Source organism: Rhizobium sp. KNZ2-6A (assembly GCF_056755475.1).
Window position 1 is genome coordinate 94,960 of the sequence record NZ_JBNDIC010000001.1, and the last position, 14,258, is coordinate 109,217.

Annotated in this window: 9 protein-coding genes; 4 read left to right on the plus strand and 5 right to left on the minus strand. The window is 61.8% G+C overall.

Annotated elements, in window-relative coordinates:
- Positions 1–9 precede the first annotated feature (9 nt).
- Positions 10–4,734 carry a glutamate synthase large subunit gene (gene gltB / locus ACPYOP_RS00430; protein ID WP_481408427.1) on the plus strand — a complete coding sequence of 1,575 codons (4,725 nt, stop codon included), beginning with the start codon at positions 10–12 and terminating at the stop codon, positions 4,732–4,734.
- A 177-nt stretch (positions 4,735–4,911) separates the two neighbouring features.
- Positions 4,912–6,366 (plus strand): glutamate synthase subunit beta, encoded by a 1,455-nt coding sequence (locus tag ACPYOP_RS00435; RefSeq protein ID WP_481408428.1) that lies wholly within the window; start codon positions 4,912–4,914, stop codon positions 6,364–6,366.
- A 67-nt stretch (positions 6,367–6,433) separates the two neighbouring features.
- On the opposite strand, the gene ACPYOP_RS00440 is transcribed toward ACPYOP_RS00435, so the two are convergent.
- From ACPYOP_RS00440 to ACPYOP_RS00450, 3 genes are all read right to left on the minus strand, one after another.
- A complete protein-coding gene (locus ACPYOP_RS00440) occupies positions 6,434–7,183 on the minus strand; it encodes an aminoacyl--tRNA ligase-related protein (RefSeq protein WP_481408429.1) in 750 nt (249 codons plus the stop codon).
- A 236-nt stretch (positions 7,184–7,419) separates the two neighbouring features.
- Positions 7,420–8,610 carry an SGNH/GDSL hydrolase family protein gene (locus ACPYOP_RS00445; RefSeq protein WP_481408430.1) on the minus strand — a complete coding sequence of 397 codons (1,191 nt, stop codon included), beginning with the start codon at positions 8,608–8,610 and terminating at the stop codon, positions 7,420–7,422.
- Positions 8,611–8,689: 79 nt separating this feature from the next.
- On the minus strand, positions 8,690–9,913 hold the full coding sequence (locus ACPYOP_RS00450) for a lytic murein transglycosylase (RefSeq protein WP_481408431.1): 1,224 nt from the start codon (positions 9,911–9,913) through the stop codon (positions 8,690–8,692).
- Positions 9,914–10,115: 202 nt separating this feature from the next.
- Between ACPYOP_RS00450 and galU the strand changes: the two genes are divergently transcribed.
- Positions 10,116–11,003, plus strand: a complete 888-nt coding sequence (galU, locus tag ACPYOP_RS00455; RefSeq protein WP_112503007.1) for a UTP--glucose-1-phosphate uridylyltransferase GalU — start codon at positions 10,116–10,118, stop codon at positions 11,001–11,003.
- A gap of 78 nt (positions 11,004–11,081) precedes the next feature.
- On the opposite strand, the gene ACPYOP_RS00460 is transcribed toward galU, so the two are convergent.
- A complete protein-coding gene (locus ACPYOP_RS00460) occupies positions 11,082–12,605 on the minus strand; it encodes an outer membrane beta-barrel protein (RefSeq protein WP_481408432.1) in 1,524 nt (507 codons plus the stop codon).
- 198 nt (positions 12,606–12,803) lie between these two features.
- Here ACPYOP_RS00460 and ACPYOP_RS00465 point away from each other — a divergent pair, with 198 nt between their 5' ends.
- Positions 12,804–13,799 carry a KpsF/GutQ family sugar-phosphate isomerase gene (locus ACPYOP_RS00465; protein WP_481408433.1) on the plus strand — a complete coding sequence of 332 codons (996 nt, stop codon included), beginning with the start codon at positions 12,804–12,806 and terminating at the stop codon, positions 13,797–13,799.
- On the opposite strand, the gene ACPYOP_RS00470 is transcribed toward ACPYOP_RS00465, so the two are convergent.
- Positions 13,800–14,258, minus strand: coding sequence for an NfeD family protein (locus tag ACPYOP_RS00470; protein ID WP_481408434.1), 459 nt, complete (start codon positions 14,256–14,258; stop codon positions 13,800–13,802).

Here is a 14,258-nt window from a genome sequence, read left to right on the forward strand (position 1 = left end):
GGGAAGACGATGACGAACAGGACGACGTCCACGAGTTTTGACCAGACCGCTGCAGTGAATGCTGCCGCTACGGCCAAAACGTCGAAACGCGCTGTTGGCATCCCGCCGAAGCAGGGCCTCTACGATCCGCGCAACGAGCACGATGCCTGCGGCGTCGGCTTTGTTGCCCACATGAAGGGCCAGAAGTCGCACCAGATCGTGCGCGACGGCCTTTTCATTCTCGAGAACCTGACGCACCGCGGTGCCGTTGGTGCCGATCCGCTGATGGGCGATGGTGCTGGCATTCTCGTACAGATTCCCGACCGCTTCTTCCGCGAGGAGATGGCGAAGCAGGGCGTGATCCTGCCGAAGGCGGGCGAATATGGCGTCGGCCATTTCTTTCTGCCGCGCGACGAGGCGCTGATAGAGCATTTCAAGACTGCCATCACGCAGGTCGTTGCCGAAGAGGGCCAGGTGCTGCTCGGCTTCCGCGACGTGCCTGTCGATAATTCCTCGCTGTCGAAGGCGGCCGATATCGCCGCCACCGAGCCGCATCATGTGCAGGTCTTCATCGGCGCCGGCCGCGATGCCGGCACGAACGAGGAGTTCGAACGCCGCCTTTTCACCCTGCGCAAGGTGATCTCCAACCGCATCTACGCGGAATATGAGGGCGAGGAGAGCAGCTTCTACCCCGTGTCGCTGTCGAGCTCGACCATCGTCTACAAGGGCATGTTCCTCGCCTACCAGGTCGGCGCCTATTATAAGGACTTGTCCGACCCGCGTTTCGAGACGGCGGTTGCCCTGGTGCACCAGCGTTTCTCGACCAACACCTTCCCGTCATGGAAGCTCGCGCATCCCTACCGCATGGTCGCGCATAACGGCGAAATCAACACGCTGCGCGGCAACGTCAACTGGATGGCCGCCCGCCAGGCATCGGTCTCTTCGCCGCTGTTCGGCGAGGATATCTCCAAGCTCTGGCCGATCTCCTATGAGGGGCAATCGGACACGGCCTGTTTCGATAACGCGCTCGAATTCCTCGTGCGCGGTGGCTATTCTCTGGCGCATGCCATGATGATGCTCATCCCCGAGGCATGGGCCGGCAACCAGCTGATGGCGCCGGAACGCAAGGCGTTCTACGAATATCACGCCGCCCTGATGGAGCCGTGGGATGGCCCGGCCGCCGTCGCCTTCACCGATGGCAAACAGATCGGCGCGACGCTCGACCGTAACGGCCTGCGTCCGGCCCGTTATCTCGTCACCAACGACGACCGCATCATCATGGCCTCCGAAGCCGGCGTCCTGCCTGTCGAGGAAGAGAAGATCATCCAGAAGTGGCGCTTGCAGCCGGGCAAGATGTTGCTCATCGACATGGAAAAGGGCCGCATCATCTCCGACGACGAGGTGAAGTCGGAACTGTCAAGCAAGCATCCTTATCGCAACTGGCTGAACCGCACGCAGCTGATCCTCGAAGACCTGAAGCCGGTGGAGCCGCGGGCGCTGCGCCGCGACGTGTCGCTGCTCGACCGCCAGCAGGCCTTCGGCTACACCACGGAAGACACCAAGCTCCTGATGTCGCCGATGGCGACGACCGGGCAGGAGGCCGTCGGCTCCATGGGCACGGATACGCCGATCTCGGCCATGTCCGACAAGCCGAAGCTGCTCTACACCTATTTCAAGCAGAACTTCGCGCAGGTGACGAACCCGCCGATCGACCCGATCCGCGAAGAGCTGGTGATGAGCCTCGTCTCCTTCATCGGCCCGCGCCCGAACCTGCTCGACCATACCGGCATGGCCAACGCCAAGCGCCTGGAAGTGCGCCAGCCGATCCTGACCAATGGCGATCTCGAAAAGATCCGCTCCATCGGTCATACGGAGGATCGCTTCGACACCAAGACGCTCGACTTCACCTATGATGTCGAACGCGGCGCCGAAGGCATGCCCGAAATGCTCGACCGCCTCTGCGAACGCGCGGAAGCGGCCGTTCGCGGCGGCTACAACATCATTGTGCTCTCCGACCGCCAGATTGGTCCGGACCGCATCGCGATCCCGGCGCTGCTGGCGACCGCGGCGGTGCATCACCACCTGATCCGCAAGGGCCTGCGCACCTCGGTCGGCATCGTCGTCGAAACCGGCGAGCCGCGCGAAGTGCATCATTTCTGCCTGCTGGCCGGTTACGGCGCGGAAGCGATCAACCCGTACCTCGCCTTCGACACGTTGCTCGACATGCATCAGCGCGGCGAATTCCCGAAGGAAGTGGACGCGACGGAAGTCGTCTACCGCTACATCAAGGCGGTCGGTAAAGGCATCCTCAAGGTCATGTCGAAGATGGGCATCTCGACCTATCAATCCTATTGCGGCGCGCAGATCTTCGATGCGATCGGCCTGCAGCAGGAGTTGGTCGACCAGTACTTCTTCGGCACGGCGACCATGATCGAGGGCATCGGCCTCGAGACGATCGCCGAGGAAACCGTCTCGCGTCATAAGGCTGCTTTCGGCCGCGATCCGCTGCTGGCAAGCACGCTCGACATCGGCGGCGAATATGCCTACCGCATGCGCGGCGAAAGCCACGCCTGGACGCCGGATGCCGTGGCTGCCCTGCAGCATGCCGTGCGCGGCAACGCCGAGGACCGCTACCGCGAATTCTCCGAAATGGTCAACGAATCGGCGCTCCGGATGAACACCATCCGCGGCCTCTTCAAGATCAAGGGCGCGGAAGCGCTCGGCCGCAAGCCGATCTCGGTTGATGAGGTCGAGCCCGCCGCCGATATCGTGAAGCGCTTCTCGACGGGCGCCATGTCCTTCGGTTCAATCAGCCGCGAGGCACATACGACGCTGGCGATCGCCATGAACCGCATCGGCGGCAAGTCGAACACCGGCGAGGGCGGTGAGGAATCCGACCGCTACATGCCGCTCTTCGACGGCTCGCCGAACCCGGAACGCTCCGCCATCAAGCAGATCGCCTCCGGCCGCTTCGGCGTGACGACCGAATATCTGGTCAATGCCGACGTGCTACAGATCAAGGTCGCACAGGGTGCCAAGCCCGGCGAAGGCGGCCAGTTGCCCGGCCACAAGGTCGATGCGACGGTTGCCAAGACCCGGCATTCGACACCGGGCGTCGGCCTCATTTCGCCGCCGCCGCACCATGACATCTATTCGATCGAAGATCTGGCACAGCTGATCTTCGACTTGAAAAACGTCAACCCGACCTCGGATGTGTCGGTCAAGCTCGTCTCGGAAGTCGGCGTCGGCACGGTTGCCGCCGGCGTCGCCAAGGCCCGCGCCGATCACATCACCGTCTCCGGTTATGACGGCGGCACCGGCGCTTCGCCGCTGACCTCGCTGAAGCATGCAGGTTCGCCTTGGGAAATCGGTCTTGCCGAAACCCAGCAGACGCTTGTCCTGAACGGGTTGCGTTCGCGCATCGCCCTGCAGGTGGATGGCGGCCTCAAGACCGGCCGCGACGTCATCATCGGCGCGCTGCTGGGCGCCGACGAATTCGGCTTTGCCACCGCGCCGCTGATCGCGGCCGGCTGCATCATGATGCGCAAGTGCCACCTCAACACCTGTCCGGTTGGCGTCGCCACCCAGGATCCGGTCCTGCGCAAGCGCTTCAAGGGTACGCCGGAGCATGTCATCAACTACTTCTTCTTCGTGGCTCAGGAAGTGCGCGAGATCCTCGCCTCGCTTGGCGTTGCCAAGCTGGACGATATCATCGGCGCGTCCGAGCTTCTGGAAAAGGACGATATGCTCGCCCACTGGAAGGCCAGGGGCCTCGATTTCAGCCGCATCTTCCACAAGGTCGATGCGCCGAAGGAAGAGACCTACTGGACGACGGTGCAGCAGCATCCGATCCACGACATTCTCGACCGCAAGATGATCGAGAAGGCGGAGCCGGCGCTTTCTTCCAAGACGCCCGTCGCCTTCGAGGTCGACATCAAGAACGTCGACCGTTCCGCCGGTGCCATGCTGTCGGGTGCGGTTGCCAAGCGCTACGGTCATCGCGGCCTGAAGGACGACACGATCAATGTCACTTTGAAGGGGACCGCCGGTCAGTCCTTCGGTGCGTTCTTGGCGCGCGGCGTGACCTTCAACCTCGTCGGCGACGGCAACGACTATGTCGGCAAAAGCCTTTCGGGCGGCCGCATCATCATCCGCCCGCCGGAGAACTCGAAGATCGTTGCTGAAAACTCGATCATCGTCGGCAACACCGTGCTCTACGGTGCGACCGAGGGCGAGTGCTACTTCCGCGGTGTCGCGGGAGAACGCTTCGCGGTCAGAAACTCCGGCGCGATCGCCGTCGTTGAAGGCGTGGGCGACCATGGCTGCGAATACATGACCGGCGGTGTCGTCGTCGTGCTCGGCGAGACCGGGCGCAACTTTGCAGCCGGCATGTCGGGCGGTGTCGCCTATGTGCTCGACGAGAAGGGCGATTTCGCCCGTCGCTGCAACATGGCCATGGTCGAACTGGAACCGGTTCCCGAAGAGGACGAACTCCTGGAGAAGCTGCATCATCATGGCGGCGACATCATGCACAAGGGACGCGTCGACGTCTCCGATGACATGACGCGCCATGATGAAGAGCGTCTCTTCCAGCTGATTTCGAACCACGTCCATTATACGGGCTCGACGCGGGCCAAGGAGATCCTCGATCACTGGGCCGACTACCGCCCGAAATTCCGTAAGGTCATGCCGGTCGAATACCGTCGCGCCCTTGAGGAAATGGAGCGCAGCCGGATGAGCGTGGCGGCGGAGTAATCCGCCCCGGCTCAAAAGCCAGTCGAGGGTTTCGCCTCGCATTGCGGTCGCCACTATGGCGATCGCGACGGTCGAACAGCGGAATCGGAATTGAATTAAAGTGCCGGACAGGGAAACCGAGATGACCCTCAGGCACGGGAGCCACAAGCTCCTCTTTTAGAGTGAGGAAACGAAAGCATGGGCAAGGTAACAGGCTTCTTGGAAATCGACCGGCAGGTGGCGAAGTATCAGCCGGCGTCGGATCGCATCCGGCATTTCCGTGAATTCACGATCCCCATGTCGGACCCGGAAGTGCAGAAACAGGCAGCGCGCTGCATGGACTGTGGCATTCCCTATTGCCACGGCCCGACCGGCTGCCCGGTGCACAACCAGATCCCCGATTGGAACGACCTCGTCTACAACAACAATTGGGAAGAGGCGATCCGCAACCTGCATTCGACCAACAACTTCCCGGAATTCACCGGCCGGGTATGTCCCGCACCCTGCGAGGAAGCCTGCACGCTGAACCTGGAAGATGCCCCGGTCGCCATCAAGACGGTAGAACAGGCGATTGCCGACAAGGCCTATGAGCTCGGCTTCATCCGGCCGCAGCCGGCAACCGTGCATACGGGCAAGAAGGTCGCGATTATCGGCTCCGGCCCTGCCGGCATGGCTGCCGCTCAGCAGCTTGGCCGCGCAGGTCACGACGTCCACGTCTACGAGCGCGAAAGCAAGCCGGGCGGCCTACTGCGCTATGGTATCCCGGACTTCAAGATGGAGAAGAACTTCATCGATCGCCGCGTCGAGCAGATGAAGGGCGAAGGCGTCACCTTCCATTGCGGCGTCAATGTCGGCGTCGACGTCAAGGTCGAGCAGCTTCTGGCCGACCATGATGCCGTGCTCTATTGCGGTGGCTCGGAAACCCCGCGCGAAGCCGGCATTCCCGGCACGACACTTGCCGGCGTCCATGACGCCATGCCCTATCTCGTGCAGCAGAACCGCCGCGTCGGCCGCGAAAACATCGACAGCGTCGGCTGGCCCGGCGATCCGATCCTTGCCGGCGGCAAGCATATCGTCGTCGTCGGCGGCGGGGATACGGCATCGGACTGCGTCGGCACGGCATTCCGCCAGGGTGCGGTGAAGGTGACCCAGCTCGACATTCGTCCGCAGCCGCCGGAAAAGGAAGACAAGCTCGCCGTATGGCCGTTCTGGGCGACGAAGATGCGCACCTCTTCCTCTCAGGCAGAAGGCGCCGTTCGTGAATTCCAGGTCGCGACGCTTGAGTTCATCGGCGAAGATGGCGTTCTGACGGGCGTGAAGTGCTGCGAAGTCGATGAGCGCCGCAAGCCGATCGCCGGCACGGAATTCGTCATCCGCGCCGACCTCGCCTTCATCGCCATCGGCTTCCGCGGCCCGTTCACAGACAGCGTGCTCAAGGAACTCGACGGCAAGCTGACGCTGAACACGGATCGCCGTGGTTCGACCAACGTCGTTGCCAACGACAAGGACTACAAGACCTCGATCGACAAGTTCTGGACGGCCGGCGACATTCGCCGCGGCCAGTCGCTGGTGGTCTGGGCCATCCGCGAGGGCCGCCAGGCCGCCCGCGCCATCGACGAGGCCCTGATGGGCTCGACGGTTCTGCCGCAGTAAACATTGCTGCCGTTTTTGTGTGGCTGTCAAAAGGCCGGGTTCACGACGAACCCGGCCTTCTTTGTTTTCATCGGCTTGCGGCGATGTTCCAGTTGTAGATGCAGCGATCGAGACCGATGGCGATTTCCAGCACTGCGACGTCGTGCTCTATCGCCGGCCCCTTCTTCGGTTGACTGCGATAGCGCTGGGGAAAGTCCGTGCGTCTCGAAATCGAGCAGACCTCCATCCATTTGTCGCCGTTATCGACCTCGATATCCATCGTGATCTCCGAATAGGCCGGAAGGCGGTCGGATGGCACGATTCTTGTCGGCAAATGGATCATTGAAGCGATCATGCGGCGAATCGGTTCCAAGGAGGCGGCATGGTAATCATTGCCGCTATCGGCGGTAAACGCGCATTGGAATTCAAGCTGCCAAAATTCCTTGAGGCGCACATGCTTGCTCGGCTGGTCCTGTTCGCGGCGGTAGGATTTCCCCGCCTGCCAGACGCACAAAGGCAGCCGTGTTCTGGAATGGTTTCCGAGAAGATGCTGCATGTAGACATAGGTCGACGGCGTCGTTTCGGGCCGAAGCACAAGTTCGGCCTCGGTGTTCGATATCTGCTCCTGCACCCATATGTCCGAATTGGAATAGGCATCCGAGACGAGGCTTCGAGGCATCAGGGTCGGAGCCTCGACCCTGCGGATATCCCAGGCAGGGTTTGCGGACCGCAGAAAGCTTGCGACTTCATCGGAAAAGAACCGGACGAGGTCGTCGCGCAGCTTGATGTCCCGCTCTTCCCAATGAACGAGCGAATTGACGTTATAGATATTGAGCACGTGCCATTCTCCATGGGCAACGTTGATGTCTTGAGGTGAGGGCTTTACGTCCAGCAGTCGCCGGACACGCCAATCGCTCCGGCTGTCACGACTGGACGCGGAGACCTCGGCCGGAGAAGGCGCGCAAAACCACAGCCTGCGGGCAGGTGCGGTTACGATCGATATGATCTGCGCTGTTTGTGCTCATGCGGTTCTTCTATTGGCGGGCTGCGAGCTTGTCAAACCGTTCCAGGCACCTATCGCGCCACCGATCCCGGCAACCGGTAGTCGTCCACGCGGCCGGCGGGCGCGGGGTCCATTCGGCCCTTGTCGACAAGCAGGTCGCGTGGCGAGGGCGTCGTCACGGCGGGAGCGGGCGCGCTGCCCAGTAGCTGCGAGCCGCCGTCGAGATCGGGATCGGAGAGACTTATCGGCTGCGTGCGGGTTATTTTTTCCATTTCCGTTGCGGGCAGGTTGGCCTGCTGCGCCGGCAGCGGATTGCCGGTGTCGAGGCGGGTGATGTCGGGGCTTGCCTGATCTCCCAATATTCGGCGCGCCGGCTTTTCGACATAGAAGGCGACCTTGCGCTTGCCGGCCACCGTCAGGTTGACGCCATCGGCCGTCCTCAATCGGACCTGCTGGCCGTTTATATCGGAGCCGGTGACGATGAATTCGCCGTTCTGGTCGGTAAATCCGTCCCATATGTCGATGAATTCGCCGCCGACGCTAGTCGTCTGGCTCTGATAGATCTGATTGAGCTTGACCGCACCGGCGCTCAACTGATCCGAACCGAAGGAAGGCAGCCCCACCCAGAGCAGCGGGATATGGCGGCTCGTCACCAGCTTGGCGAATTGCTGCACGCGCTCTTCATAGGCGAGGAACCACGGGTCGGTGCCGTATTTCTCGTTGAGTCCGTCGCCGATCATCTGCTGGCGGTCGTTGGCGCCGATCATGACGACGACCATGGCCGGCTTCAGCTGATCGATCATCCCGGGCAGTTGCTGCGGCCAGTTGTAATAATCCTGCCTGATAAGACCGGAAGCGACGTTGCCGCGCGCCTGGATGACGACGCCGGGGGAGGTCGAGAACGCATCCTCCAGTCCGGCCGCCAGGCCGCTCGCCAGGAAGTCGCCGACAACGAGGATGGTCTTGGCATCAGTAAGCTTTTCCGCCGGCGCCGGCGTTTCCGACTGCACGACCGCCTGGCGGGGTGGCGGGGTCGGCCGCTTGCGTGGCTGGGCCTTTCGCCGTGGCGGCGGCTGCTCGGCGGACTGGTCGGGATAGTCGGGCTCGCGGGTGCCGAACAGCATATCGAGCAGGTTTCTGCGCGGCCGCTCCTGCGCTTCGGCTGCGCTCCACAGGCAGCCGAGCATGATGACGGCGGCAAGAAATGCCGTAAGGACAATCCTTATCATTGCCATGGTCGCGCGGGCAGGTGGTTTTATCATAGCTACTTTTCCGCTCACGCCCCGCGATCGCGTGAGGACAATTTTCCCGTCCAGCGATCCCGGGTTCGTTCTATGCTACCTACTTGCGCAATGCCTTCAGCAGGCCCATCGAGGGCTCGCCATCCGCATCCATGCCCATGCGTTGCTGAAGGGCTGATATCGCAGCCTTGGAGCCCGATCCGAAATTGCCGTCGACGACGCCGTCATAATAGCCGAGCTCCTTCAGGCGCGTCTGCAGCTCGAATTTCTGCTTAACGTCGAGTGTGCCGCTCGGGCGCGGCCAGGATTGCTGCATGCCGCCATAGCCGGCGATCTGATCCGCAAGCAGGCCGACGGCCAGTGCATAGCTGTCGGAGGCATTGTAGCGCTTGACGGTGAAGAAGTTGCCGGTCATCAGGAAGCCGGGGCCGTCCGGGCCGCCCGGCATCTTCAGCTGGGCGCGGTCCGAGGTCTGGCGGAAGCCCTTGCCGTTCGGACGGACGAAGCCGAGCGCTGCCCATTGAGCGACGGTGTGGGTCTTGCCAGCCTGTGCGCCGCCGCCGGGCGGAACCACGACTTCATAACCCCATGTGCGCCCGGTATCCCAACCATTCTTAGCAAGAAGATTGGCCGTGGTCGCCAAGGCGTCCGGAATGGAGTTCCAGATGTCCGGATGGCCGCTGTTATCGGCATCCACGGCATAGAGCAGGTAGCTGGTCGGAATGAATTGCGTGTGACCCATGGCGCCGGCCCAGGAGCCGTTCAGCTCCTTGCGCGAGATATCGCCCTTCTGCAGGATCTTCAGCGCGGCGACCAGCTGCTTCTTGGCATAATTGGCCCGCTTCGGGTCGGCGTAGGCGAGCGTCGCGAGCGCGCGGGGCACATAATGCAGCCGGTCGTTCTTCGCCAGCACGGCGCCGTAGTTCGATTCCATCGACCAGATCGCCAGGATGATGTTCCTGTCGACGCCGAAGCGCTGCTCGAGCACGCGCAGTGTGGATGCATATTTGACCGCCATCTTCCGGCCAATATCCACGGTATAGGGATTGACACGGGAGTCGAGGTAGTCCCAGATCTGGGACTTGAACTCCGGTTGATACTGCGCTTTTTCGAGGACCGTGGGGTCGGGGTCCGTCACGCCGGCAAATGCATCGCGATAGGTCGATTGTGTAATGCCGCTCTTTGCAGCGGTAGCGTAGAAGCCCGCGATCCATTTCTGGAACCCAGGGTCAGCATTGGCGTTAACGGGGAAGAATCCCGCAAAGGCGCCGAGCGCGAGCGCCAGAGCAAGACCACGAAGGGAGTTTTTGCGGTTTAAGGTCATCTACAGCCTGGTCCATCAATCGTTGGATTTCGGTGCGGCGAAGCAAACAGCATTCGCCCAAGCGTGACACTAAAGGAACGAAGTCAACAAATTCTTTACCATGGAAGTGAGGGTCAGTCATTATTTGCAAAACAGTAGCAAATTTAATCTACTGACGTTTCGAATGGCTTGGCGCCAGCGTTTTAATGCCCAGGAGGTATGAGTGGGACAGCATAAGAAGGTGCGTAAGGCAGTATTTCCGGTTGCCGGACTAGGGACGCGGTTCCTGCCGGCGACCAAGGCAGTGCCGAAGGAAATGCTGACTGTCGTGGACAAGCCGGTGATCCAGTATGTCGTCGACGAGGCGATGGAAGCTGGTATCGAGCATTTCGTCTTCGTGACGGGCCGCAGCAAGCACGTCATCGAAGATTATTTCGACATCCAGTTCGAGCTCGAGCAGACGCTGCGCCAGCGCAACAAGAATGCCGAACTGTCGCTGCTGAACGGCCTGCTGCCGAAGGCGGGTACGGCGAGCTTCACGCGCCAGCAGGAACCGCTCGGCCTCGGCCACGCCGTCTGGTGCGCCCGTGAGATCGTCGGCGACGAGCCCTTTGCGCTTTTGCTGCCCGACATGGTCATGCGCGCCGAAAAGGGCTGCATGAAGGGCATGATCGAGCTTTACGAGCACAGCGGCGGCAACGTCATCGCCGTCGAGGAATGCGCGCCGGACCAGACCCATAAATACGGTATCGTCGGTGTCGGCGAGACGATCGGCAACGGTTTCCGCATCACCGAAATGGTCGAAAAGCCTGCCAAGGGCACGGCTCCGTCCAACTTCTTCATCAACGGCCGCTACATCCTGCAGCCGGAAATTTTCCGTATCCTTGAAAGCCAGGAACGCGGCGCCGGCAACGAGATCCAGCTGACCGATGGCATGCTGAAGCTTGCGCAGACGCAGGATTTCGCCGGCTATCACTTTCAAGGCCAGACCTTCGACTGTGGCGCAAAGGATGGCTTCATCCTCGCCAACGTCGCTTTCTCGCTGGCGCGCGCGGATATCCGCCCGACCATCGAAAATGAGCTGAAGGCGCTGATCGCAGCCCTGAAATAGGCGCTTACGATCTTCGCAGGTAAAACATCGAGGCCCGGTCATGCCGGGCCTCATTTCATTTGCGCTGATAAAATTTCATCAGCGCTTCACCGTCAGGCCGACGCCGGCCTGAAGCTGGTGCGTATCGTCACCGGCCTTTCTGGTGGTCAGCTGATAGCCGATATTGCTGGTCAGATCGAGGTAGCGGTTGATCCCCCAGGTCAGGCCGAAAGCCGTGTCGTATTCGGTTTCGTCGGAGGCGCCGCCGTTGGAAGGATAGTCGCGCCAGATCGTTCCGCCCGTCACTTTGGCGGTCAGGTCGTCGCGCAACTGATGGCTTACGGTGCTCGTGAGCTGGTAGGCGGTATAGCCGCTGAGGCCGGCCGTGGTGGAGGGCTGGACCGTGGTCGAAAGGCCGATGCTGACATCCGTGCCGCGCTGCGGCGACCAGGCGAGATTGCCGTCGATCGTCGGCGAGTCCACAGACGCCAGGCGCGAATCGTCGAATTGCGTATGCTGATAGCCGAAACCGAGCTCGCCCTTGAACTTTTCGCCAAGGTCGAATTCGACGCCGCCCTTGCCGCCATAGCTCTGGTTCGACCGGGCATAGCCGTTGCTGTCGCGCGTCTGGTCGTAGAAGGCTCGGCCGAGATTGACTTCCACGAAGGGAATGATGGCCGGCGAGAGCTCGTAGCCGATGCGTCCGCGCCAGGTGCCGGCCGTCTGGTCGCGGTCGCTGAGCGTGACCTTGGTTCCGTCGGAAAGCACGGCATCGGAATAGACCGTGCGCGTCAGCGCCAGTGCCGTTGTGCCGCGCAGCAGGCCGAAGTCGCGTTCCAGCGAAAGCCCGGTCGTGAACTGGTTGACGGCCGATTGCTTCGAGGCGCCGGCAATCGCGTTCGGGTCGCTCGTATCCTCGCGGTAGAACTGATAGCCGGCGGTGACGTGCGCGGTGGTATCGGCGGGAAGATCAAGCCGCAGGTCGGCGTTGAGATTGATGGTTGGTTTTTCTTCGCTCGTGCCGCTGAGGTTCTTTTGCCAAACGCCTTCGCCGGTAACGGTCAGGGCATGACGGTCCCAATCCGAGGTCAAGGTGCTGCGCAGATCCGTCTGCAGGAAAGTGCGGTTGTCCTCGGTGGAGCCGGTGCGATCCCGCTCGACATTGATCGACTGGTTGACGGAAGGGCGCAGGGTGAAAGTGCCAAGCGGTAAGCCCTGGACTTCGCCGCGATCCGGATATTGCCGCGCCTTCAATCCGTCGACGGTCTGCTCCGGCAGGTTGACGCGGCGCAGGTCGTTATCGAGCGTGGAGCCCGTGGTCGTGGGATCGACGCCGTCAAGGCGGAGGCGCATGTTCGGCGAGCCGCTATCCGACGAACTGGTGGATGCCGGGTTCGTTGGCTGGGCTGCTTGCGTACCGCCTGCGGAGGCGGTCGCCGGATCGGTTGGGGATGCCAATGTCGATGCAGGTAAACTGTCGTCGAGGTTCTGGCCGGGCGAGAGAGATTGCGCGTTGACCGACACCGGCGCGGCGAATGCGATACCCCAGCCGAGCACGGCGGAGATCGCCCATGCCGTCAGCCGGAGGGCACCATGACCCGCCTTATCCTTGCCGATGTTCATTTTATTTATGTCTGACCCTGCTGGAAATGTCTTAAAATTCTTACCCAAGTGTAAAGCCGCGTGGTTAACGCTTGGTTGCCAAAGGACTACGCATGGATGTGGATCGGCAATATTATCGATATGGCATGGCCGGCCGGCGCTATGGCCATAAGTCGATCTTCTGTGGACAGATTTGGAGAAAAGCGTTAGGCCTCGCTCATGAATAAGAGAGCTGTAAGACTCATCGAGAACGGTGCGATCGAATCCGCAATGCGAACGATCGAGACCGAGAGGCGGGGCATGGAGGCGCTGGAACGCGCTCTGACCAACGGTCTGGCCGAGCCCTTCAGCCGCGCGGTGGAGATCATCGGCGACATCAGCGGCCGCGTCGTCATCACCGGCGTCGGCAAGAGCGGCCATATCGGCAACAAGCTCGCCGCCAGCCTGGCCTCCACCGGGACCCCGGCTTTCTTCGTGCATCCCGTCGAAGCCAATCATGGCGATCTCGGCATGATCACGCAGGATGACGTCATCATCGCGATATCCTGGGGCGGTGAAAGCGCGGAGCTGCGCGGCATCATCAGCTATTCTCGCCGCTTCTCGATCCCGATGATCGCCATTACATCAGGCGAGACTTCCACCCTTGCACGCGAGTCGGATGTGGTTCTGCTGCTGCCGAAGGAGCAGGAGGCTTGCCCGCACGGGCTGGCGCCGACGACGTCGACGCTGCTGCAGCTTGCCATCGGCGATGCGCTGACCGTGGCGCTGCTGGAGGCGAGGGGCTTTACGGCCGAGGATTTCCGCACCTTCCATCCAGGCGGCAAGTTGGGTGCCAGCCTCTCGCATGTCGCAGATATCATGCACAAGGGGGATCGTGTGCCCCTGGTCAAGCTCGGCACCGGCATGCCGGAAGCGGCGATGACCCTCTCGCGAATGCGTTTCGGCTGCGTCGGCGTGATCGATGACGACGGTTGCCTCTGCGGCATCGTCACCGATGGCGATATCGCCCGCAATCTCGGCACCAGTCTCGCCGAGATGCGCGTGGATGAGGTGATGACCCCCAATCCGAAGACGGTGAAGGAAACGACGCTGGCGACGAGCGCCATGGCCGTGCTCAATCGCCACAATATCTCGGCGCTTATCGTCGTCGATGATGCAGCCCGGCCGATCGGCGTCGTGCATTTCCACGATCTGCTGCGGATCGGCGTAGCCTGATCAGACGGGTTCGACCGTAAGCTCGCGGCCGTTGCTGGCGACGACCTTGACGCGCGTGCCGATCGGCAAGTCCGGCCCGCTGACCGTCCAATAAGTATCGTTCAGGCGAATGCGCCCCCGGCCTTCGGTGATCGGCTGATCCAGCGTTGCCGTTCGTCCGACCAGGCTAGCGCCGCGCTGGTTCAGGAACGGCTCGTCCGTAACCTGGTTGTTGTTATAGAGATAACGGCGCCCAATCAGGGTGACGACCACCGCCGTGGCGGCGAAAACGAGCCCTTGCACCTGCCAGACCCAGAAGGCGCTGTCCCAAAAAAGCAGCGACAAAGCGCCGACGATGACGCCGGCAAGCCCGATCCACACCAGGAAGAAGCCCGGGAGGATCAACTCGGCGGCAAGCAGCACCAATCCGAACAGCCACCAGCTCCAGGGGCCGAGTTCCACGACAAGATTGTCGAACAT